At 34.6% G+C, this 23,673-nt stretch carries 24 protein-coding genes; 17 read left to right on the top strand and 7 right to left on the bottom strand.

Annotated elements, in window-relative coordinates; all coding sequences use genetic code 11:
- Positions 1-12 precede the first annotated feature (12 nt).
- Both NMY3_RS12160 and NMY3_RS12155 read right to left on the bottom strand, forming a co-directional pair.
- Positions 13-957, bottom strand: a complete 945-nt coding sequence (locus NMY3_RS12160) for an ABC transporter ATP-binding protein (protein WP_196816116.1) — start codon at positions 955-957, stop codon at positions 13-15.
- Positions 958-1,253: 296 nt separating this feature from the next.
- Complete coding sequence (locus tag NMY3_RS12155; RefSeq protein ID WP_196816115.1) at positions 1,254-2,078, bottom strand: class I SAM-dependent methyltransferase; 825 nt, start codon at positions 2,076-2,078, stop codon at positions 1,254-1,256.
- Positions 2,079-2,700: 622 nt separating this feature from the next.
- On the opposite strand from NMY3_RS12155, the gene NMY3_RS12150 reads away from it, so the two are divergent.
- The 10 genes from NMY3_RS12150 to NMY3_RS16915 all read left to right on the top strand — a co-directional run bounded on the left by NMY3_RS12150 (position 2,701) and on the right by NMY3_RS16915 (position 11,655).
- On the top strand, positions 2,701-3,042 hold the full coding sequence (locus tag NMY3_RS12150) for a hypothetical protein (protein ID WP_196816114.1): 342 nt from the start codon (positions 2,701-2,703) through the stop codon (positions 3,040-3,042).
- Positions 3,043-3,057: 15 nt separating this feature from the next.
- On the top strand, positions 3,058-3,618 hold the full coding sequence (locus NMY3_RS12145; protein WP_196816113.1) for a V-type ATP synthase subunit E: 561 nt from the start codon (positions 3,058-3,060) through the stop codon (positions 3,616-3,618).
- A gap of 4 nt (positions 3,619-3,622) precedes the next feature.
- Complete coding sequence (locus NMY3_RS12140) at positions 3,623-4,690, top strand: V-type ATPase subunit (protein ID WP_196816112.1); 1,068 nt, start codon at positions 3,623-3,625, stop codon at positions 4,688-4,690.
- Positions 4,691-4,698: 8 nt separating this feature from the next.
- Entirely contained in the window at positions 4,699-5,043 is a 345-nt protein-coding gene (locus NMY3_RS12135) for a V-type ATP synthase subunit F (RefSeq protein ID WP_196816111.1), read from the top strand.
- Between the two features lie 18 nt (positions 5,044-5,061).
- Complete coding sequence (locus NMY3_RS12130) at positions 5,062-6,828, top strand: V-type ATP synthase subunit A (protein ID WP_196816110.1); 1,767 nt, start codon at positions 5,062-5,064, stop codon at positions 6,826-6,828.
- Position 6,829: 1 nt separating this feature from the next.
- Positions 6,830-8,239: a V-type ATP synthase subunit B gene (locus tag NMY3_RS12125; protein ID WP_196816109.1), complete on the top strand. Its 1,410-nt coding sequence runs from the start codon at positions 6,830-6,832 to the stop codon at positions 8,237-8,239.
- A 6-nt stretch (positions 8,240-8,245) separates the two neighbouring features.
- Positions 8,246-8,911 (top strand): V-type ATP synthase subunit D, encoded by a 666-nt coding sequence (locus tag NMY3_RS12120; RefSeq protein WP_196816108.1) that lies wholly within the window; start codon positions 8,246-8,248, stop codon positions 8,909-8,911.
- A 151-nt stretch (positions 8,912-9,062) separates the two neighbouring features.
- Positions 9,063-9,398, top strand: a complete 336-nt coding sequence (locus NMY3_RS12115) for a hypothetical protein (RefSeq protein ID WP_196816107.1) — start codon at positions 9,063-9,065, stop codon at positions 9,396-9,398.
- 15 nt (positions 9,399-9,413) lie between these two features.
- Complete coding sequence (locus NMY3_RS12110) at positions 9,414-11,435, top strand: V-type ATP synthase subunit I (protein WP_196816106.1); 2,022 nt, start codon at positions 9,414-9,416, stop codon at positions 11,433-11,435.
- 85 nt (positions 11,436-11,520) lie between these two features.
- A complete protein-coding gene (locus NMY3_RS16915; protein WP_257719982.1) occupies positions 11,521-11,655 on the top strand; it encodes a hypothetical protein in 135 nt (44 codons plus the stop codon).
- A gap of 97 nt (positions 11,656-11,752) precedes the next feature.
- On the opposite strand, the gene NMY3_RS12105 is transcribed toward NMY3_RS16915, so the two are convergent.
- On the bottom strand, positions 11,753-11,965 hold the full coding sequence (locus NMY3_RS12105) for a hypothetical protein (protein WP_196816105.1): 213 nt from the start codon (positions 11,963-11,965) through the stop codon (positions 11,753-11,755).
- Between the two features lie 172 nt (positions 11,966-12,137).
- Between NMY3_RS12105 and NMY3_RS12100 the strand changes: the two genes are divergently transcribed.
- Positions 12,138-12,551 carry a pyridoxamine 5'-phosphate oxidase family protein gene (locus NMY3_RS12100; protein WP_257719981.1) on the top strand — a complete coding sequence of 138 codons (414 nt, stop codon included), beginning with the start codon at positions 12,138-12,140 and terminating at the stop codon, positions 12,549-12,551.
- 11 nt (positions 12,552-12,562) lie between these two features.
- Here NMY3_RS12100 and NMY3_RS12095 read toward each other — a convergent pair whose 3' ends face one another.
- Complete coding sequence (locus tag NMY3_RS12095) at positions 12,563-13,288, bottom strand: hypothetical protein (protein ID WP_196816103.1); 726 nt, start codon at positions 13,286-13,288, stop codon at positions 12,563-12,565.
- 587 nt (positions 13,289-13,875) lie between these two features.
- Here NMY3_RS12095 and mce point away from each other — a divergent pair.
- The 3 genes from mce (at position 13,876) to NMY3_RS12080 (ending at position 14,945) form a co-directional block, all read left to right on the top strand.
- Entirely contained in the window at positions 13,876-14,274 is a 399-nt protein-coding gene (gene mce, locus NMY3_RS12090) for a methylmalonyl-CoA epimerase (RefSeq protein ID WP_196816102.1), read from the top strand.
- Positions 14,275-14,373: 99 nt separating this feature from the next.
- Positions 14,374-14,700, top strand: coding sequence for a hypothetical protein (locus NMY3_RS12085; protein WP_196816101.1), 327 nt, complete (start codon positions 14,374-14,376; stop codon positions 14,698-14,700).
- 104 nt (positions 14,701-14,804) lie between these two features.
- Complete coding sequence (locus NMY3_RS12080; RefSeq protein WP_196816100.1) at positions 14,805-14,945, top strand: hypothetical protein; 141 nt, start codon at positions 14,805-14,807, stop codon at positions 14,943-14,945.
- Between the two features lie 592 nt (positions 14,946-15,537).
- Here NMY3_RS12080 and NMY3_RS12070 read toward each other — a convergent pair.
- The 3 genes from NMY3_RS12070 to NMY3_RS12060 all read right to left on the bottom strand — a co-directional run bounded on the left by NMY3_RS12070 (position 15,538) and on the right by NMY3_RS12060 (position 18,891).
- On the bottom strand, positions 15,538-15,696 hold the full coding sequence (locus NMY3_RS12070) for a hypothetical protein (RefSeq protein WP_196816098.1): 159 nt from the start codon (positions 15,694-15,696) through the stop codon (positions 15,538-15,540).
- Between the two features lie 129 nt (positions 15,697-15,825).
- Entirely contained in the window at positions 15,826-17,970 is a 2,145-nt protein-coding gene (locus tag NMY3_RS12065; RefSeq protein ID WP_231100049.1) for an ABC transporter substrate-binding protein, read from the bottom strand.
- A gap of 333 nt (positions 17,971-18,303) precedes the next feature.
- Complete coding sequence (locus NMY3_RS12060; RefSeq protein ID WP_196816096.1) at positions 18,304-18,891, bottom strand: DUF7482 domain-containing protein; 588 nt, start codon at positions 18,889-18,891, stop codon at positions 18,304-18,306.
- Positions 18,892-19,870: 979 nt separating this feature from the next.
- Here NMY3_RS12060 and NMY3_RS12055 point away from each other — a divergent pair.
- From NMY3_RS12055 to NMY3_RS12045, 3 genes are all read left to right on the top strand, one after another.
- The gene (locus NMY3_RS12055) at positions 19,871-20,116 is read left to right on the top strand and encodes an Lrp/AsnC family transcriptional regulator (RefSeq protein WP_196816095.1); all 246 of its coding nucleotides are present in this window, start codon (positions 19,871-19,873) and stop codon (positions 20,114-20,116) included.
- Positions 20,117-21,139: 1,023 nt separating this feature from the next.
- Entirely contained in the window at positions 21,140-21,628 is a 489-nt protein-coding gene (locus tag NMY3_RS12050; protein ID WP_196816094.1) for a hypothetical protein, read from the top strand.
- 843 nt (positions 21,629-22,471) lie between these two features.
- A complete protein-coding gene (locus NMY3_RS12045; protein ID WP_231100048.1) occupies positions 22,472-22,951 on the top strand; it encodes a DUF2299 family protein in 480 nt (159 codons plus the stop codon).
- Positions 22,952-23,673 lie beyond the last annotated feature (722 nt).

Below are 23,673 nucleotides of genomic sequence, written 5' to 3'. Positions count from 1 at the left end.
AAATCTTTTAATTTATTTCACCATAGTCAAAAACACATCTTCCAAAGAGGGTGAACTAATTGATACATTAATTATTTTTATTCCTTTTAGTGTAAAGTTTTCAATTAATTTTGTCAAGGTGTTTTGGGGATCTATTGAAGTTATTTTCAAGCTGTTTTCCCCATCCTTAATAATTTGAGAATCGGGTGAAACATTTGACGCCAATTTCAAAATCAATTCAGAAATCTTTTCCTTTATCTGGATTTGGATTATGTTTTCTTTCCCATATTTTTTTTTCAAACCTAGGGGGGTATCAAAGGCGATTATTTTGCCTCTATTAATGATAGCAATATCGTCGCACAAATATTCTGCCTCCTCCATAATGTGAGTTGTAAAAAATACAGTAAGTCCTGATTTCACTTGGCTTTTTATGTAATCTAGTAACACTCGACGAGCCGTAGGGTCCAGCCCAACCGTAGGTTCGTCGAGAAACAAGAGGTCCATTTCATGAATGAATTCTCTAGCAACTTGTACTCTTCTTTTTTGGCCGATAGATAATTCGTCATTTTTAACATTTCTAATTTCTTGTAAATCAAATGAATTTATTATTTCAGTGATTTTTTCTTTCCTCTTGGTCCTTTCTATCCCCCACATTAATCCATACAAGTCCATTGCCCTCTCCACGGTTAGGTTTGCCTCTGAGCTTGGCTGTTGGGATACAACTCCTATTCTCTTCCTGATTGCTGAGGAAGCTTTGTTAACATCTAGACCGAAAATCTTTACATTTCCAGATGAGGGTAATAGCAGGGTTGTGAGGATGTTTATGGTTGTACTTTTACCTGCACCATTAGGGCCCAGGAATCCAAAGACCTTCCCGTAATTAACCTCAAAAGATACCTCATCTAGCGCTGTCTTTTCACCGTATTTTTTTTTTAACTGTGTAACAGAGATACATGAATCAGATCGTAAATGAGTCAAAATTAACTTCTATTTGATAGTACTTTCAAGTTTATTTGTAGTTATACTTTTTAAGAATTTAGAATAAACGTCTGTTTTATTATTACTACCTATTAGGGTCGGAAAGTGATATCAATTTGATATTTTAGGTTTGTCCTAGCTAGTCTTCCCTTTGTCTAGCGCTTGTGTTTCATGGGTATTTGCAAGCTACTGGCTTTTATGATCAATTCTAGAAAGATAATTTTGTATTTTCAATGCAATTTTGCCCTAATCAAATGTTAATTATGCTAATTACAATAGTATCATTTTGAAATTCTTTATTTCTTTGTGGCCTTTATTAAAACATAATTAATAAAATTTCTATCAGACTCTATCTTCATCTTTATCATGGATTTATAAAGAATTATTTCAAGAAATTTGGGGTATTCCTTGGTTATTTCAGACTTTAATCTATCACGATTTTGAATATAATAATCGGCCAAAGGTCCATAGATTTTTCCTCCAATATATTCTACTTCTGATAATTCAAAGTCATCCTTACGCAACAAAGATTCCAACAAGCTAACGTTATAATGTTCAGAGGCCCAAGTTACTGCAAGTATTCCGAGGTTATAACTTTTGGAAAATGGTATTAGATCCGAATTATTGGTTATGATCGGCATGGCCATTATAAGCTGCCCTGAATTCTTCAGGATGCGTTTTGATTCATGTATAAATTGGGCGATGGGTTTAAAATGCTGCGCTGATTCAAAAGCAGCTATCCTATCTACACTCTCATTTCTAATCGGCATCGATGTTGAAGTTGAATTAATGTGAAATATTCTATTGTCAATATTTTTAGTCGGTGATAGATTTAACTTGTCATCTTCTGGATGTTGAATTTCTCCTATATCAGAATTTGCACTTTTTAATTGTTTCAAACTAATGTTTAAGCAATAAATTTTGAGATTAGAATAACTATGAATCCAATGTAGCGCTGGAATGGAGAAACCACTTCCTACATCTAATATTGTTTGAGCCTTCTCAAAGGATCCGTAAGTTCCAAATAATTTTGTAAGTTGTATCTGTGCCTGGAGGGGGTTCATAATATCCTTCGTCCAGTATCCAAAATTTAGTAGCTTCCCTCCAGTAGCTATTCTCATCAGATTTGAGAACGTATCATATACATTTACAACGTCATGTTCATTCCGTCTAAGAATTGATAGGATGATTAGCCCTAGGATACTTCGTAACAAGATCGTTCTATGGACTATAAATTCAAGTTCTTTAATAAAAGATTATTTTGTATAATTTAATTTATTTATTAATATTTAGTCTGAGTCTAAAACCCAGGGATGATTTGTTTCAAGCCAAGATTAGTTATTTTTGACTACGTCTGGCTTAAATAGAGACGACTTATTGTAACCTTTATTTTAATACCTGATAATCTCGATATGCACTTTTTCAAATTAATAGATTTGAGACCTACGGCGCAAATATACTAGTGGGATTACCATTCTAATTACAAGCTGATATTCATGTCAGGATTTACTCTGTTAAAACACTTTCATAAGAATATTGGTATTTTCTGGCAATTGAGATCAATTTAATCTAATTATGCTTTTCCTTTCATTCTGATCTCAACCCTTGCCAAATGTTAGGACCATTAAATTCATAAATTTCAGAAATTTTGTATGTATAATTACATAATCTAACAAAACTCAGAGAATTTTGGATTATTTTAAAAAAACCTATTAATATGCCACCGCAGGTCTTTAATTATTAATGAAACAATCTCGTTATTCAAAGTTGTTTATGATACCTGTAATTGCAGGCGCTGCATTGTTGGCTTTTACGCTCTTGACACCTCAAGCTTTTGCACAAGAAAACACGACTGGAGATGCCGGTTTAAATAAGTCCTTAGTGGCCATCGCTGCTGCAATAGCTATAGCAGGAGGATTAATAGGAACTGGAAATGCCCAACAAGGTATCGGAGCAGCAGGTATGGGCATAATTGCAGAAAAACCTGAAAAATTTGGCCAGGTTCTATTCTTCTTCGTAATCCCTGAAACTCTATGGATCATTGGTTTCGTCCTTGGTATTATCCTGTTACTAGGAATACTATAGGTTAAGAAAAATCAAATGTCTGCCCTTAATACATTTGAAGAAGAAATACAGGATAGAAAAAGGAAAGAATTAGCTATCCTTAATTCTTTATTGGATGAAAAAAAAGATAGAGTAGCCCAAATAAAAAACGAAAGACTAACAGAAATAAAAGAAAAATATGATAGTGAATCTGATAACAAAGCTAAGAGAGAATTTGCGAGAATCACAGAAAGTGCACGATTGGATGCGAAAAAAATTCTATTTGATGCGATTAATTCGACAATGAGTACTGCATTGGACTCCATCAAAGTGGAGTTAAAGAATAATACCAAAAAGGCCGATTACAAAAAAACATTGGAGGACATGGTACTCTATGCAAAAAAATACCTTGGTGATGACATTATTGTAAGTTGTAAGGAATCTGACGTTCCTTATTTGAAGGAGAAGAAGGTTACTATAGGATCTAGCATATCTACTATGGGAGGGTTTATAGCGGTAGACAAATCACAGAGTAGGGAAATAGATCTTACTTTTGAAGAGCTACTGGAAAATCATGAAGACGAAATTAAGAACTTTCTTTATGAAAAAATGATTTGATAAAATGACTACATCACCGTACTCTTCTTCTTTTGGAAGGTTGCAGGCAATTTCAACCAATTTCCTGTCATCCGATTTTATTCAGAGTCTAGTAAAGGCAGAGGATGTTGCAGAGGTTGCAAGGATGCTAGAATCAACATGGTATGGACCTGAAATTGATAGGGCTGCTGCTCTTTACTCCCCACCAGAATTGTTAGAAGTCGCAATTAATCGACATTTAGTGGAAGTAAATAAAATCGCGCTTGAATCTACTCCTTTTAGTGGGAAGCAAGCTATTCGGGCCTATTTCTCAAAGTGGGATATACATAACATTGAACTCATTTTGTCATCCAAAGTCATTGGGCGCACAATCACAGAAACAGAACCATTCTTAGTATCCAGTCGTAATTTTCCAGCCGGAATCACTGCAGGTAATATCCCACATGACGAGATGAAAATCATATTATCACAGCCAACGGTAGAAGGCGTTGTTAATCAACTGGTAAAGTACAAGTATGGGACTATATTGATTCAAAATCTGGATACATACCAAAAGACATCTGATATAAGCCCTATGATGACTGAACTTTTGTCATTTTATTACATAAACCTGCTGGAAAGTATCAAATTTTTCCAAGGTGATGAGGGATTAACAAGAGATCTGTTTCGTACTCAAATAGATAAGAAAAATATATTGACCCTCCTAAAGGGGAAAGATTCGAATTTAGATAGAGATATTGTTAAAAAACACCTTATCGAAGCGGGAAAAGTTCCGATTGAAAAATTATTGGAAATTTTTTCATCGAATAGCATTGAAGATTTTGCAAACAGGATTAATGAACATATAAAATTTGATGAACTTTTGGATAATTATTTGAAATCACATAACCTTATTGATTTTGAAGTTGCAATGGATAAATACATAAACAAACATTATGTAAGAAAATTAAAGAATATTGCATTGTCGATTGGCACAATTTTTTACTTTATCATAACTGCTGAATTTGAATGGGACAATATTAAAAGGATAGCATATGGTAAGCGGTATAATTTGACACCCGAGCGCATCAATACTTTATTGGTTTTGGAGTAAAACAAAAGATGTCAAGCAAGAAAAAAGAAAATATTAAATCTATTGCAGTAATAGGCGAAAGAGAAATCGTTATGGGGTATAGGTTGTTGGGTGTTGAAGATACAATTACAGTTAATGACAAAAATGAGGCCGCAAAAAAAATGGAAAATCTTTTTGCCTCTCACAAATACAATCTAATAATAGCAAGCCAATTCGTACAGGAATCACTTTCCCAATTGACTAGATCAAAAATTGAATCATCGATAGATCCACTGGTTATTTTTATGCCTGCTTTGCAGGGTACTATTCATGAGGAATCTATTGCGGCTCTGGCAAAACGAGTACTTGGGATAAGTATTAAAACGGGAAAATAAAAGGGAAAGTAGGGAAACATGTCAAATTCAATTGTGTCACGTATTTCAGGGTCAGTAGTTGTGGCTACTGATGTAGAGGATGCAGAGATGTATCATGTTGTACGCATTGGAGAGTTAGGATTATTAGGGGAGATTATTCGTCTGGAAGGAAATAAGGCTACTATCCAGGTTTATGAAGATACTACAGGAATTAGGCCAGGTGAAAAAGTAATCAATACTAAAAGAGCTTTGTCTATGCAGTTAGGACCAGGATTGCTAAAATCTATTTATGATGGGATTCAACGTCCTCTAGATATTTTGAGGGAAAAGAGTGGAGATTTCATAGGGAGGGGTGTCACAATCCCAGCATTAGATCAACATATTAAATGGGAATTTATTCCAAAGAAAAACAAAAATGATGAAGTCCAAGAGGGAGAAATAATAGGTGAGGTCCAGGAAACACCATTAATTAATCATAAAATAATGGTGCCGTTTGGAGTTAATGGTAAAATATCTGAAATAAGTGAGGGTAAATATACTGTAAATGAGAATGTAGCTGAAATAAAAACAACGAACGGGAAATCAGTTGTGGGCTTATCTAGCTGGTGGATGGTTAGAACTCCAAGACCGGTTTTTAGAAAGTTGCCCCCCGAATCACCGTTACTTACAGGACAAAGAGTATTAGATACATTCTTCCCTGTTGCTAAGGGTGGAACTGCTGCAATACCAGGTCCATTCGGTAGTGGAAAAACAGTCACCCAGCAGCAACTAGCCAAATGGGCTGATAGCAGCGTTATTGTTTACATTGGTTGCGGAGAAAGAGGAAATGAAATGACGGAAATTCTTACTACTTTCCCTGAACTCGAAGATCCAAAATCAAAAAGGCCTTTAATGGAGAGGACGATTTTGGTTGCTAATACTTCGAACATGCCAGTGGCTGCACGAGAGGCTAGTATCTACACGGGTATAACCATGGGGGAATATTACCGAGATATGGGGTACGATGTTGCTCTAATGGCCGACAGTACATCAAGATGGGCTGAAGCATTGAGAGAGATTTCAGGTAGACTTGAGGAAATGCCCGGCGAGGAGGGATATCCAGCTTATCTCGGTAGGCGTCTGGCTGAATTTTATGAGAGAGGTGGAAAGGCCGTTGTTATTTCCCCAGAAAAAAGAGTGGGATCTTTGACCTTAGTTGGTGCAGTTTCCCCACCTGGTGGAGATTTTTCTGAACCTGTTTCCCAAAATACTCTAAGAGTTACACGTGTGTTTTGGGGATTAGACGCTAATTTGGCTTCAAGAAGACACTTTCCGTCCATAAATTGGTTAACAAGTTACTCTTTATACGCCGACGATATGGATGAATGGTACAAACATAATATTTCACCGCTATGGACTACGTTGAGGAAAGAGGCGCTAGGTATTTTGCAGCGAGAATCCGAGTTACAGGAAATCGTTCAATTAATAGGATATGATGCACTGCCCGAACCTGAAAAAGGTATTTTAGATACAGCCCGTTCTATTAGAGAAGATTATTTGCAACAAAGTGCATACGACGAGGTCGACACATATACATCGATAAAGAAACAGTTCTTGATGTTATCAACCATATTGGAGTTTGGCCGATTGGAGGCAGATGCTATAAAGAAAGGTGTAACGTCCACGAAAATAAGTTCAATCGGGACACGAAAAGACCTGTCTATGATAAAATGGACAAAAGAAGACGGAGTTGAACAACAGGTTGAGGAAATCAAGATAAATATGAAGAACCAGTTTAAAGAATTGGTGATGGAGGTCTCTCATTAAAATGTCTAAAATAGCCTATAAGAATCTTTCAAAAATAGCTGGTCCTTTAATCTTCATTGAGGGGGTCAAAGATGCTGCTTATGGTGAAATGGTTGATATAAAATTAGCCAATGGAGAGAGACGTTTGGGACAAGTGTTGGATACGAGGGAAGGACTTGCCGTAGTCCAAGTATTTGGCCAAACTTATGGACTAGGAACTGATAATACGTCGACTAGATTTACAGGCGAAACTGCTATGATTTCTGTTTCTGATGAGATGCTAGGAAGGACGTTTGATGGGTTAGGTAATCCTAGAGATAGTGGTCCAAAAATTATTTCTAAAGAAAGATATGATCTTGTGGGATCAGGAATCAATCCTTATTCCAGAGAAGAACCATCTGAATTCATCCAAACCGGCATGTCTAATATTGATGGTATGAATACTCTAGTACGAGGTCAAAAACTTCCAATTTTCTCAGGTGCTGGCTTGCCTCATAATTTACTGGCCTCTCAAATAGCTAGACAAGCCAAAGTCCTTGGTTCTTCAGAATCCTTCTCTGTTGTATTTGCTGCAATAGGAATCACAAGTGAAGAATCTAATTTCTTTATAAAGCAATTTGAGGAAAGTGGTGCTTTGGGAAGGAGTGTATTATTCCTTAATTTGTCTTCTGATCCATCTATGGAGCGTATTCTCACACCTCGATTAGCATTGACTACCGCTGAATTTCTCGCATACGAAAGGGAAATGCATGTACTTGTAATTTTGACTGATATGACTAACTATTGCGAAGCATTAAGAGAAATATCTGCAGCCAGGGAAGAAGTTCCCGGTAGAAGAGGATACCCAGGGTACATGTATACAGATCTTGCTTCAATCTATGAAAGGGCTGGAAAAATTAAGGGGAGAAAAGGTTCAGTAACCCAAATTCCAATTTTGGCTATGCCTGCTGATGATATTACTCATCCGATCCCTGACCTGACCGGATACATCACGGAGGGCCAAATAGTCATGAGCAGGGAATTGCATAGATTAAATATACAGCCTCCAGTGGATGTTCTTACCAGCTTATCCAGGTTAATGAATCAAGGGATTGGAAGCGGGAGAACTCGAGAAGATCATAGGAACCTGGCCGACCAATTGTATGCAGCTTATGCACAAGGTAAAGATGCTCGTGCCCTCACTGCAATCGTTGGAGAGGAGGCGTTAAGCGAGATAGATAGAAAGTTCCTGGCAATTGCAAATAATTTTGAGAGAAAGTTCGTTAATCAGGGTATCGATGAAAATAGATCTATTGAACAAACCCTTTCTATCGGTTGGGAACTTTTGTCGGAACTTCCAGAATCAGAAATGAAACGTATTAAGCCAGAATTTATCGCAAAATATAGGAAAAAATCCATAACCCTAGAAGATAAAGAAATAGAGGAGCAATAGAAAGAAATGCCCTCTATTTCCGATATTAGGCCCACAAGATTAGAGTACATACGCACAAAAAAGAGGATTTTAATAGCAAGAAAAGGATTGAAATTGTTAAAACTAAAACGTCAGGCGCTTATATTGGAATTTTTTAATACAAGCAAAACTGCTGCGGCTTTGAGGGAGAATTTACAAACCGAGCTTATAAAGGGATACGAGTCAATCAGGATGGCAGAAATATTAGCTGGGTCAATGAGATTAGAAAATGAATCAATGAAGTTACCTATGATGGGCAAGCTTAATGTGAAATCCAAAAGCATAATGGGTGTGCATATTCCTAAACTTGAAGGTGGCCAAAATAAGGTATATGAGGAATATCTGTTGGAGTTGCCCGCTTCCATCAACGAAGCTATTAGTTCTTTCAATAGAATTCATAAGATTGTATTGGATGTTGCAGAAAAAGAAACTGCATTAAGGAAACTCCTGCATGAAATTGAGAGGACAAAACGTAAATCAAATGCTATAGAGAACGTTTTTATTCCAAGATTGGTGGATGCTGTTAGATTTATTACATTTAGATTAGAAGAAATAGAGCGTGACACATTTATAATGTTAAAAACAGTAAAAAGAAAGATGGGTGAAAGAGAGATGCAAGAATTAAGAGAGGTCGAACCAGAGTTAAATGTATAAAGATATGAATGGGAATGATTTTAGAGGCTTTTCAAATGACAAGCAAAGAAAATTTTATCGAATTACTAGGGCAATAAAAATTGGAAATATTATTGCAACAGTTATTTTGTTGATATTTATTATACAATATTTAATTGGAGTGAACTAGAAAGTGTCTGATATTCAAGATCAGGAACAATATATTAAGTCATTAGAACAAATCAAGCAAATTGAAGAAGCCGTCCAAAAGGAAATCAATGAGCGTAAAGAAGAAGTGCAAAATCAAATCAAGGCCATTGAAGCAGATCTAGAAGATACTATTGCAAATGCTGAAAATGAAGGAGTATTACTGGTTGAATCTAGCATCGAAAAGGCCAGAATGAAAGCAAACGAAGAAGCACAAAAAACTATTTCTGAGGCCGAAACTAAGGCAAAGAACATTTCTTTTCATTACTATCAAACAATGATGAAAGAAATAATGGAAATTTTACTTTCAGGAATTAAGTAATATGGAGCCCTTGCCTTGACTTTATTAAGACCAGAAGCTATGTCAAAGATAGCTGTCTTAGGTTTGAAAAAATATAGACAGCAAGTTGTATCAATTTTGCAAGAAATGAGCGTTATTCAAATTGAACAAATTTCTAAAGAAATATCGGCGTACTTGAGACCTGAGAAAGAGAGTGAATCTCATAGACATATTGCTGATCAATTAATTAGAATAAGAGGATTGCTTAGTACTCTTCCTCCCACTTCCTTGGGAGAAAAAATCAGATTTTTATCTATAGATGAAATGGAAAATACGTTACTACGTCTTGATATTGATAATAGTGTAGCTACGCTTGAAAGAGATAAAGAAAATATACTAACTGAGATAAGAAATGCACAAAACAATATAAAGCTAGTAGGAGAATTTTCATTTTTTCCAGCCGATTTAGATGTCTTGCATCTCAAATCTGCCCGTTCGTTTTTTGGACGTATTGCTAGTGAAAAATATTCTGAATTTAAGAAAAAACTTGAATCTAATAATCAAGATATAATACTCTATTCAAAAGGGGGTGAAAAAATTACTGAATTTGTTTTGGTTGTTTTACCCCATTACCCATCAAATGCATTGGCATCAATTATTAATCTTTATAACGTTCACATGGAGGCTGTTCCACCATTAAAGGGTAAACCCAATGAAGTAATAGAAAAGCTAAAGCATGATCTTGAGGCACTTGAAAAGAAATTAGGAGAAATAGACAATCAATTATTGGCAATTTCGCAGACAAATTACTCTTTGTTAAAAGGATTAGAGGAACAACTGGATATTGAACATAAAAAACTAGAAGTAATCGATAATATTGGGGTCACCCATGACACTTTTACTTTAGAAGGTTGGATTCCCCAATCCCTGATTGACGAGACGAAGGCTACGATTGAGAAGCACAGCAAAGGAACCGTTATGTTTGTATTAAAAACAAATGAAGTTCCGCCTACTCTGCAGAAAAACCCAAAGCGCACAAGGGTGTACGAATCATTCATAAGATTTTACTCCCTGCCATCGGGCAATGAATTTGATCCTACACTTGTGTTTGCTCTTGTCTTTCCAGTATTTTACGGGATGATGTTTGCTGATGTAGGTTACGCAATTGTGATTCTATTCGTTTCAAGATGGGTAATCTGGCGAATTGAGGGAGGACATAGAGGCTTTACTATTATGCCTAAACCTATTAGGAAATTCGGTTTGACAATACTGAAACCTGTTCAAATGGTCAAGATTGCCAAGGCTATTACTCCCGGGTGTATAGTAGCAATTGTGCTAGGCTTCTGCTTTAACCTTTATTTTGGTTTCCATTTGAATCAATATTTATTTGATTTCCTTAATAGTATTGGCGGTTTTCACCTGCCAGAAGATGGCACTATATTTGATCCTATATCAACATGGGGACTACGCAAATTATTGCTTTTAAGTGGATACATAGGACTGGGTATGGTCTCTTTTGGATTCATTCTTGGTATCATAAATAACATTAATCACGGAAATAAGAGACATGCAATTGGGAAAGTCGGTTGGCTCATGTTTGGATGGGGTGTTGCGTTAATTGGTTTAGCGTTAATAGGCCATGAAAATATCAATCCTACTGCCAGTGTACAAGGAGCAGTGTATTTTGCACTGATATTTGGTGGTATTGGGCTAATGTTTTATGGCGAAGGAAGCAGAGCTATGATGGAATTACCATCAATAATAAGTCATATACTGTCTTTTACTAGGCTTATAGGCATAATGATGGCTTCAATCATCTTGGCTGACGTAATAGATCATGTATTCATCAGGGTCTCTGATAATGGAATAATGTGGTTGATAATAGGAATCGTAATCCTGATGGTAGGACATCTGTTCAATATTATTTTAGGTGTATTTGAACCGGGCATTCAGGGAGCTAGGTTGCTGTATGTGGAATTTTTCTCAAAATTCTATCACGGAAATGGAAAGCCGTTTAAGCCTTTTGGATTTAGACGTAGATATACCCATAATCAATATTCCACCCAAATACAGAAATAATTTTTTTTATAACCAGACCTAATTGTTCATAGATAACTATTAATTAGTTTGAGAACCGAATTCTGTTATGGAAGGAATTCAAAAAATGAAATGTTCTTCATGTGGAACTACGTTTATGTCAGAAACTCAACAATCTAAATGCCCTACTTGTGTAGAGCAACAACAACAGAATACCAGCGGTGGTGGCCATGCAGGCTGTGGATGTGGTCATAGCCATTAAATAATTTTTTTAGATATATTACTAATAAAAATACATTAGTTTAAAGGTCTAATAGTCAAACATTTTCTATTTCAAAGTGAAAACCTATAAGGAAATTCTAATTTCCAATATTGTTTAGTACGTTGCTTGAAACGTTATTCAGAATCTTTTTCAACTCAACATGGGCAGTATCAGTTATGTTTTTAACCACTGGAATTTCTGTTACTTTATCTGTGCCTTTCAACAATGCAGAAAAAAAATTTGTCCATCCTATACCCAAAATTACAAGCCCTATTATTGCTATCAGGATTAGAGTTAAAATAATCCCCAATTATATCTTAATTATGTAATTCAGAATTATAAAGTTTTTATGTAAATTTATACATTTCTCGTGCCCGGTTTAATCTCATTGTTATTTAATTTCCTTCTCATTACTATAAATAGTATATTTGGTCCGAACTCTTAATTGCAAAAGTTATATTTTTATCTGTTAGATAGAAACTATGATTAGTCATCAAGTGTTAAACCTCTTGAATGGAAAAAACTTTGCATCTTTTGCCACTATAATGCCTAATGGTTATCCTCAAGTCACTCCAATTTGGATAGATTATGATGATAATCATGATTTATTGGTAAACACAGCCTTGGGAAGGACAAAGGATAAGAATACAGTTATTAACGATAAGGTAAGTTTGTCGGTATTTAGCATGGCAAACCCTTACGAAAGTGCTTCAATTATGGGGAACGTGATCGATAAGACGACCGAAGGGGCGGACCATCATTTCAATAAATTATCAAAAAAATATTTGAATCTAGATAAGTATCCGATAAGTAAACCAGACGAAACAAGAGTAATATTAAAGATTAGACCAAAAAAAATCATTTACTTTTCAATACCTTTGTCTACATACGTATGAATTGATCCTAACTAAACTATTCCTGAAGTTAATATAGACGCCATTAGGCAACCTAACACACCAGAGATCTCACATCCTACGATAGTACCGGAGAGAATACCATTAATCCATTCTTTTTGCTCATTAATGTCATACGGAAGGTCAGGATATCCTTGAATTCTGTGTACGATACTATCTGAATTTACTAACAAATCGACACTTTTTGAAGTTAGATTTACGATGGAAATAGCGATCGGACTAGAATCTTTTATTGCTGCCAATTCTTTAATTTTATCATGAAGAGTTTTTCCTAGTGTTGTAGTCGAATTTGTCTGATTAATACTATTGAATATGTCAGTAATTAGAGTTAATTCGGAGGGTTTGATATTGTTTTTTAGTAAAAGACTTTGCAAGTAAATGATAGCGGTTTTTGTGTGATTGGTATTAATGTCTGCTGACTTAATAATTGATATTTGTCTTAATGATTTTTCAAAAATATTGTCCACATTGGAAGCCAAATCTTTGTTATCAATGATAAAATTACTAGTCTTATATGTAATACAGTTAGGTGGACAATCACTACACTGTTTCGTTGTATATTCTATCAGACAGTTGATGTATCCTGGAAGAATCGTTGAATTTGCCAGAAAAGGTTTAGAGATGTTACCTAAGGAGTGACTAGTCTGAGCTACAGACAAGGTCATTAAAATTGAAGCAAAAAACGTAAATACAAGGAAATGCATCGCTCCGCTGTTCATATCACTAGCTACTCTTCATTATTAGATAAATTTGTTTTTTCCCAAAACGGATGTTGTGGATAGCTAGTTGGTTGTTTAAAGCAACAGTTCTCTCTTTTCCCATGTCTAATCTAGATTTTTTTTGTTATCCAAAATGTAAATTGAATTTACACCATGCTTGTAACTTCCAGACTATCTTTTGTCCGATAATCTGAAACGCTAGAAGCCCAAAGAATACTTAAATGGAATTTTTATTATCAAATTCATTAGGTTTTACTATGAATTAATTCAAAAAATTGCAATTATTCCATTTTTATAATTACAAAACACGCTGTCTTTGCTCTGCCCATTTGGATTTTTTATTTAATAATATTGATTACTTTTTCTTAATCCACAGTTTCAAAAGTAAAATGCGATTAATCCAGAATAGTCTTTAAATTGGAATCTTCAAACTAAATTTCTTCAAAGTAAGGCAAAGTGGCCTAATCGAATAAAAGCCACTATTTGTTATTTCTAAACCGCATTTTCAAGCAATTAACCATTCTGGATGATCAATTAATAAAATATACTGGTTATAATATATACTACTTTTTTTATTATGTCTTCATATGCGTGTGGATCACATTGCTATAGCTGTTAATGATGCAAATAAAGCTCTTGAGAATTACAAAAAAATCTTGAAAATTGATAATATTGATGTAGAAGAAGTTCCAAATGAGAAGGTAAAAGTAGTAATGTTGAATTTAGAAGACACTCGGCTCGAATTGATTGAACCTTTAGAAGATTCCAGCCCGATCAGTAAATTCCTAAAGGAAAGAGGTGAGGGTATTCATCATATAGCGATTACTGCTGATGAGATAGAGAATGATGTTAATCATGCCAAAGAGAATGGTATGCGATTCTTGGGCGAATTGAGAACTGGATCGTATGGACGCAAAATTACTTTCATCCATCCGAAATCTCTTAATGGCGTCCTTGTAGAATTTTGTCAAGCCCCTCCTCGTTAGGTAAAGACAGATTCTATATCATCCTTGTTCTATCTAGGTATCAACTTTGAAATTCCCTTATAATTAAGATTAAATAAAAAGGTGAATTATTGATCTTAAATGGAAATTCGTGAGAATGTTTATAAAATTAAGAATTTGAGTGATAATGGAGTTTCTGTTACTCTCACACTAGTGGAGGATATCGAACTTGAGCCGGTTTCACAGCAACAGATGATGCTAGAAGCCATAAATAGAGCAATCCCAGATAAAGAGATGAAAGATCAACTGCAACCAATAATGGAAGCCATGTTGAGAGCACAACCACAGACCTTGATACAATCTTACCCTCAAACCAGCATCATAATTACGATGCCCAAACGAAATTACGAGACATATGGAAGGCCTCAAGTGGGTGAGTCATTAATAATTAATATACTCAAAAGGTAGGATATTGTCATCTGGATTGATATGAAAACATGAAAGGTTGCAGATACGGAATGATTTGATTTTGCAACAAAATTTTAATATCAGGGTGATTAACAATAAAATAAATGGATAACGAAAGGCGTTCGATGCCAATATGCTTTACACCTGGACAAATAAAATTACTTGAAGATTACGCCAAGAAAAATGGAATGTTAAACTCAAGTCAGGCCGTTGAGCATATTATCTTATCATTGAATAAGAACTGAATTAACATTTGGAATTATCAGCTATAACCAATAAATCCAATTTTTTATAATACAATATTTCTATTAGTATGCAGAAAGATTTGTAGTCATTGAACTCATTAGAATTAGAGACCTAACTGAACCTGTTTGTTCTCGCACAAACAAAAAACATATTCATTATTTTTTGTCTTCCCACTGAAAAATGCAGATAATACTCAGAAATATATATCTTAAAAGCAAAGGTAAAATAATTATTACATAATTAGCTAGTTGGATACTAGATAACATGGATTTTTCGGCTTTGTTTAAAAAGCACAGGTGTGATATCTGTGGAAGGAGATTTCGAAAAGTCGAAGATGCAATGCATCACCAACTTTTGTTTCATTCTAACAATCAATCTTATGACTGTTCTAACTGCGGAGACAAATTTTCCGATATGGATAAACTTAAGGATCACATACGAAAAAATCACTCTTATAAAAAATAAATATACCCATTTGGTATTCTCTTTTTTTAAAAGTTTAATGCCAAAATATATCTGGCTATATACTAATCATATAATTAATAAATTCTATAACGTTGTAATAACGGTTGCAGCTGTAGATAAATCTGTTTAACTCTTGGCTTTTTCCCACATATATTCATCTTGAGACAGTTGTTTCCAGGCACCTACAGTCCCACATCTTGGACATCTCTTGCTTAGCATGAAATGTTCCACCGATTCATTGTTTTTTGCTTTTATAATGTCTCTTGTACCGCATTTACATTTCATAATATTTGACATCATAACTGGATATATACAAGATTCAGATATATAAGAACACTGGGGCATCGACCCTGTTCGGGGAAACCTACTTCTATAATTACGTGACTTAAGCCAAATTGAATTCTAGTGGTCTGTTTAGTGATGAGGTTCAAGGGTTTTGGATGCTGTCTCCCACTTGAACCCACCAGTAGAATTGTCTTTGACAACGTACCAAAAGTCATAGTTTTCGCTTATTCGATCCCCAGCCAAGTTTAAATCTATTTTACCAGTAGTCCCATCATATGATTCGGCAGTTTCTGCTAAAATATCATTAAAGTCGTTCCTGTTCATTTCTTTATTATTTATCTCCATGGTAAAATTTTTTTCCAAACTTTTTGAAGCAATCCAGAATGAGTCGTATGCAGTAGCTGCATAGGTCATGGAACTATCATGTGCTCCGACACCATCGCCGCCTGAATCATTCTCTATCTCATGTGCTGTTTGGTTATCGTTTTCAACAGAAAATAATGGGTTTATGAATCCAGTCTGGATAGCAAAGTCCGCTGAATCGATATTTTTGGTGAGATGGTGGTTCTCAGCTACACTATCACTACCATACCACCTTACCTTGCCAAGATTATCAAACAATTGGGCTTGGATCAATATCGGTGTGATCTCATCGTAAGAGATCACGTAAACACCTACTGATTCCTTACCGTACTTTGTTATGGCATCAGATACCATAGTGTTCATCTTTTTGAGTTCTTGATTCCACATGATAAAATTAATCCTGTGAAGACTGGTAGCAAATTTTCCAGTATGTGGCTTGTAACTTACTCCTTCCTCTACCCTGCCTCCCAGTTTTTCAAAATAATGTTTGGTAGCGTTGGCCAACTCGTTGCCATAGATATCGGATCTCCAAAAAGGAACTACAACTTTAATTCCATCTTCCATCATCTTTTTAGCAATAACTTTACCTTGGCTTTTATCGTCTGGTACCAATCTGAAAAGATTATCACCAGCTATAGACAGCTTTGGGGAAGTGCTAGCATAGCTTAATAAGGTAATATTATTTTCATTTGCGAAATCAAGGACAGCAGAAACAGCCGTGCTCGTAGCAGGACCCACAACCACCCTAGCTCCAGACGAATATAACTTCTTAATTGCCGCAAGTGATTCCTCTGGACTAGTTTTTGAGTCTGATACTAATAATTTGACTCTAGATGATATATTATGTGATTCAAAATATCCATTAACGTCGTTTTCGGCCTTTTCTAGTGAAGCAAGAACAGGTTTTCCTATTGAGGACAACGAACCAGATTGCGGGACGATTGCACCAACTATGTACTCTTGATAGATACTATTTGATTGAAGTGGTTCATGATATGCTGGATAAATCCATGGTACTCCTACTTGATTTGCTAACGTTGCAAAATTTATTGGCAGATACAAAATAATAATAACAACAAAAGCTGTTGGAATGATGAATAAAAATACTACTTTAGTAGAAAATATTTTTCTAACGTTTTTTGTTATTGAGTTGTCTGATATCCTAAGTTCCCAATTACTATAGTGGCGTAGATACCATACCAAGCCTCCTGCAATCAGTAAATAGTGGGCCGAGAGCAATATCGCTGAAATCCAAATTTGTTCCACAAAAGCCGTTAATACTATAATGGCAAACCAGCTATCTCCAATAACAATAGCCAATAGGCCAATTAGCTCGCATATCCATGGAATAAAATGGTGTTTTTCATTTTTGATATTGAGAAGAATAGTTAGTGCTAGAACTGTAAGGATAGAGTTCAAAATTGGGTAAGCTATCGTAACTAAAAACAACATCAGCCCTCTGAAGTTAGAAATTTCCGTAAGGCTAAGCATCAAATTTAGAATGTAAATAAGGAAAAAGCCTGTTCCAATTGATACGATATATATTATTTTTTTGTTCGTTATTTCTCCGAGTTTCTTGTAAGTTACCAGTAACCTGTATATTAAAAAACCATAAGCAGACAACAAGAACAAATCAGCTAATGAGGGTACCGGAGATACTATATCAAGGACTATTTCATAGTACCCCCAAATTATGTTTGCGATAAACCAGAATACAAGACCGACGGTAAGATGTATCGCCGTCCTGTCCCTTTTTATGTTGGATCTATCCTTTACTAGGGCTATCAAGGATAATCCTGCAGCGATAGATGAATTAATAATCAACATCCAACTCGAATAAATCATTCTGCTGTCTGAATCTGCAAGGATGATTACAAGGTTTGCAATTGCTATTGCAGATAACAAAGCCACAAAAAAATACAAAGGCCGCAATGATTCTCTTTTTCTTTGGATGGTTAAAAGGCCTATTAAACTTTTAAATGAATTTTCATTTCATCGCAGAGAGATCACCTAATTTAGCAATCAAATCTTAAATTCTTATCCATCTAATGCTTGATTTAGATTGGGATCATTTATCGACTATAGTTTTTTAAAACCTTCAAACCTTCATATTCCTAGTGGACTATTAAACAAGTATTAATATTCGGAAAAATTATTTAACCGGAAATTGTATAGATGAGAACATGCCTTTTTGTTACAAAAGTTAAAATTCCAGGCTGTTTCCCCAAATAAAAAATAATGGAATTATTTTATCTTCACAGCCGGACTATTTATTATTACATTTGATTTTTCTATAGATAGTTCACCCTTTGCTTGTGCATCCATTATGTCAGCTGCAGATTTTAAGATTCTTGCTTGAGATTCATTATTCCATTTCACATAATTAATTTCGAATAAAGGACTATACCCTTCATCTCCGGAAGTTGCTGATGCGACTGGAAGTTGATGGTCAAATGTACCGTTCCCTAATATTCCATTTGTAAATACAAAACCCTGTTGACGAGCAATTTCCGATGTATTACTGAGAGTCGGAGCATAGTTAACGTCAAATTTGGTCGTATTGGTAACTGAGGATACAATCCTTTCCTCAGATGCATCCGTACTTATGAAATATGATAAATTTCCATTGACATAGCCTTTTTCAACAGGAATACTAATGAAAGTGATATCGTTCCCTCCGTTTGTAGAATTATCGGTTGATTTTAATGGTTCATTCTGAGATAAATTACTATCTTGACCCTGAGCTACTCCGGACGACAACAGAGTAACAATAGCGCTCAGTGCAACTACTATAGCAAAAATCGACTTATTATAGGTGAAAGTTTGTTTCATCGTCAATTAGTGTTTATTGTCCTATAAAAGAATTTCTTGGAGATGAATTAAGTTATTTTTGGTAAAAACAACAATCAGATTTAATTTCCCACCTATATCATATATTTTGGATCTGCTGCTACCATCCATGAACCATTAAAAAATTAATCGGATTTGAGATATTGCATGTCCTTTTTGATATTTCTGAATTATGATCGAATGAAGCAGATAGTGATACTAGTGAAACAATCTGAAATTTGCAGAGGACTCACCGAAGCCTATCATCTAGATGTATTACCCCTTAATAGTATCAATTATACAATCATTTTTCAGCTTGATGGCTTGGCTCCAGTCTTCTGAATCGTTCCTATCTTTCCAAACTAAGGTTAAACATGAGTCTTGATAGGTATTGGTGAAATAATTCAGACAAGGAGTCAAACGTAGCAATGGATAAACGAAAATCTTGACATAGGAGGGGGAGTGTTCAATGACTTTTGCGATTGCCTTACTTGTTTATCTTGGGGGCGGTATATTTCTAGTATTAGATTGTAGACCCCATGTAATTATCTAACATGCAATTTATCTAGTGGGAACTAACTTGGAAATACAAAAGATCAAATCTTGGCTCAATTCTTCTGAATTGATTAAACTTGACCGTACACAGTTTGTGTTAGTTAAACACTAAAATGAATTGTATGATAATTATTCGCCAAAAGTTTAGCTGGAGAAATATCATAGCTCGATCTATAATTACCGTGACATTGCTAGACTATGATTGCAATTACCTTCCACAATTTTTAATATTTTACTCGTTATCATATGTCATCCTCTGTTTCTTAAATTGTCCACCCTTTCTTACACTGAATTATGACTATCATGAATCGAATCTTAAAATTCTAAAATTGCTTACTTGGTTCATTTTTCTGTTCAAATTTCAGAATGAATTTAATAGTTAACTAGGCAGAAACATTTTTTTATTTTTGTATGGTTTTATTATAGTGTGCCATTAGCCTATGTACTGATAAACTGCGAGCTAGGATCGGAGAATGAAGTGATCGAGAAAATTAGGAAAATTCCAGAAGTTGTTGAAGTATATAGAGTATTTGGAGTTTATGATATTATCGTAAAATTTTCTACCAACGATAAGGAAACTATAAAGGAAATTATTGCTTGGAAAATCAAAAATTTGGATAAAATTCGCTCTGTTTTGTCTATGATCGTGACAGAAAACGTAGAAAACGAATGAATTTAACGGCAAGATTCTTTCGAAAACCTTAAATCTGCTGTGGCAAATTAAAAGAAATGCTTCAGACAAGGATTACTTATCAATATCTAAAAGTGTAGACAACCCATTACGTTAATAGTCCATGATATTGACTGTATGGCCTAACTAGCAATTTCGTCATTTTATCAGAAACTCGGATGAGCCGGTAGATTAAAGAAACAATGGAAATAGTTACTATCTTGTCATATTAGATACTAAATCTAGAAATAAATTTCAAGTACAGAAATATTTGGAAATGAGCAAATAGTTAAAATCCAAATTTTGACAAAAACATGATGTAATAACAGCAAAAGTTAAAATAAAGTTTCTAGTAAGGCCTTAGAAATCAAATTGCCTGATTGCTATTTTCAACAGTTACTTCTCGTTGATTCGAGAAGTTAAAATCACATACAACTTTCTCTTTTTATGGCCTGTTTCAGACCCATACAATCTGAATATCATTAGAAACTATTGAAAGATATTTGATTGTCGACTAACAAGTCTAATTTTAGTTTCAATCCTAAACGATGACTGCGTTTGGAAGTGAATTGAAATTTTTTTTACTTTGACTCAATAGTTATCGAAAGCTTTGAATTATTTAAGTTAGTTTCAAAGTTAAATCAGTAGCTAACTGCCCTTAGAGCAAAAATGATAAATGACTATTATGCTCTTAAACTCTCTGAATGGAATAACGCGGATTGTTAAATAATTAACCATGAGAGCCTCCTAAACATACTTTAAAATCACCTGTCCTTTTACTGTATTATTGTCTACATCGACAATAAATCCCGGGGTTATTCCTTCTTCATTCAGGCCAATAATGAAGTAGCCTAATGAATATTAGCATGATCCTAGCCAACTGGGCCAATGCATATTGTGGGTATGGATATTAGGCTATTTTGTGCCCATAGTTGAGCTTAATATATATTTGAAGCATCATTGGGTTAACGTTTCTTTATGCATTTGCCATAATTTTGTTTCAAATTTATATATGGTGTTACTCATATGCAAAGAGAATATCCAATAAAAATGAACATTGACGATGAAATTGACAAGGTTATTGATAGTTATGTCGCTTCAACTAGAGAAAACCAAGATTCAGATGACCCATCTAGAGAAAATCTTGATGAATTTACTGAAGGATTTTCCAAAAAAGTTCATACAGTTATCTTTCCCGTCTTTAAGGAAATTAAGAATAAGCTCATTTTGCACGATATCAGGTGTGACATAATAGACAAAATACAAGGAAGATTCGTGACCGAAATGAAACTAGATATATATCCTTATAAGGATATTTCGTCAGCTCAAGACAGACATCCTTCTTTAACATTCTTTATTGAAGAGCCAAATAAGGTAACTCTCTACATGCAAAAGATGATGCAAGAAGAGGGTACAGCAGGTCGTGAAGGAACATTCACTTTAGATGAAATTACTACAGAACTTGTTAAGGAAAAAATTTTAGATCTGTTGAAATTTTGTTTTGTCAAAAAATAGGAAATAGCAATAATTATCTAACAATCAACTAGACTGTTTATCATCATTTTTTAGATCCATTTTTTTCTTACTCGAGTGATTCATTTATGGTTATATCATTTGGAAAAGGTTGAATGCTCAAATGTTGTCATACGTACGGTTTAATTCGAGACCAGCTAGAGAATTTCATGTCTTATTAAATCTCACTACAGATTTATTATCTCACCATACTAACCCGATTCATAGACTAACGGTGATTTGATTATGTACAGGTTGGATTTGTGAATGTTCATCCATAGCGGCCCTTGGAAAGAACTTTATCCATGGATATGAAGGGTGTATCAGTCTATGACAATTTGATTTCAAGAATATCTCTACGTAGAGTCAGAGTATTTGTAAAGCCATCAAGTTTGATTCTCTTAACTTTGAATTTTGATTTCGGGTAAATTTGGACATTTAGATATTCTGTATTGGTATTTTCATCTTAAAAAGAGACCCCTTCCTTTGGTATCCAGTGATGCCCGATACCATGAACAAAAAATACATCTGGGCCCTTGAGACGAGTACTAGCAACAGAAGAGCCCTTACATTGGTTGATTGAAGTTGGATCCAGTGCCCAGTTCTATTGAATACTTCATCAAACCCCAGGTTAAAATATATCCACATGTCAATCTAATTTTTGGGTTAATACCTAACGACAAACTTTCATCACCAACACATGTATAGGCGAGTTAGGTCTAGTAGTTGACCTGTTTATTATAAAATAACATCTTAATTTTCATGGTGCTTTTGGGAGTGATGTCTTTATTCTCATATATTTTTACCATTATATGATTATATAGAGGCAATTTTAAATTAATTAAGATGTCATTGTCTCAACACGAAATATCGCTGAGAATAAAGCGATGGCTTGTAGAAGAAAGTGATATTTGGAGATTTGATGAAATCGAAGACCCTTCGGTTGTTATGAATCTAGTGGCTAAATCTAATAATAGGAATGTCAATATTATTGTAGATGATCTACATGATAAGGTAACATTAATTACGTCAATGAATTTCTCAAAACAACAGAAAAATTCTTTATCTCTTTTACCATCAAAGGAAAAGAATCGATTTATACCCGACTTACTAATGGCATTATACCAATTAGGCTTGTTGGCTCGTCACAGCAATTCATCAAAGGACAAAATAGAAAAATTTATCATGGAGAAACTTATTTATTTTGATGGATTAACTAAAGATAAATTTTTTGATTCATTGTTCACAATGTTGTTAGGCATAGATACACTTCAACAATATTTTAATAGATTATCATTAATTTCCAACGATGGAGCATTAAGCTGATCTTATTAATACCATACATACTACTTTAACCAGCAGCGATAGATGATGGCCATCTTAAACAAAATTGCAAGAGAATATGGTCAAATAACTTTAGAATGTGAATTTGGACAACCCAATTGAATCATCTTAAATTTACTTTTCCAGTCATAAGTGGATGTAATTTGCAATGATATTCATATGTACCTCTTAAATAAATTGTAAATTCAAATGAATTGTCTGGTCTCCAATCTTTTGAGCTATATAATTCCTGGTTCTCTACTAAGGCATGAATTCCAAAGTACCTACTTAACCAGGTCACAATATACCCTTGGTTTATTTACACGGGGTTTGGGTAGAAGGGTCCATCAGCTAATTCTCATGAATTTGAGGCTATTGATACCTTGTTATTGGTTTCTGTATGAGTAGATGGACATACCGATAGATCAAACATGAATTTTCAAGATTAGATGAGTGTCGACATATGTTACTAGACCTTATATTGTTTAAAAACTCACTTTTCATAGCTTGTTCCGATTTGAAAACTTGAGAAGAGGGAATATGAGATGGGATCTGTATATGTTATAACCTCTCAAGCCCTGTGTTTTTGATAACACCGTTCTCGAATCCTTGTAGTAACGTAATATTTCATTGGTTTAGCTACACCAACTTTGTCCTTTTGATTGGAGCATTAAGAATTTCTTTACGTTAATTTGCAATACATGCTATTTTAACTATAGAAATAC

Origin of the sequence: Candidatus Nitrosocosmicus oleophilus (assembly GCF_000802205.1) — an archaeon.
Lineage (GTDB): Archaea > Thermoproteota > Nitrososphaeria > Nitrososphaerales > Nitrososphaeraceae > Nitrosocosmicus > Nitrosocosmicus oleophilus.
Note: the sequence above shows the minus strand (reverse complement) of the source record. Positions and strands in the feature narration are given on the sequence as shown.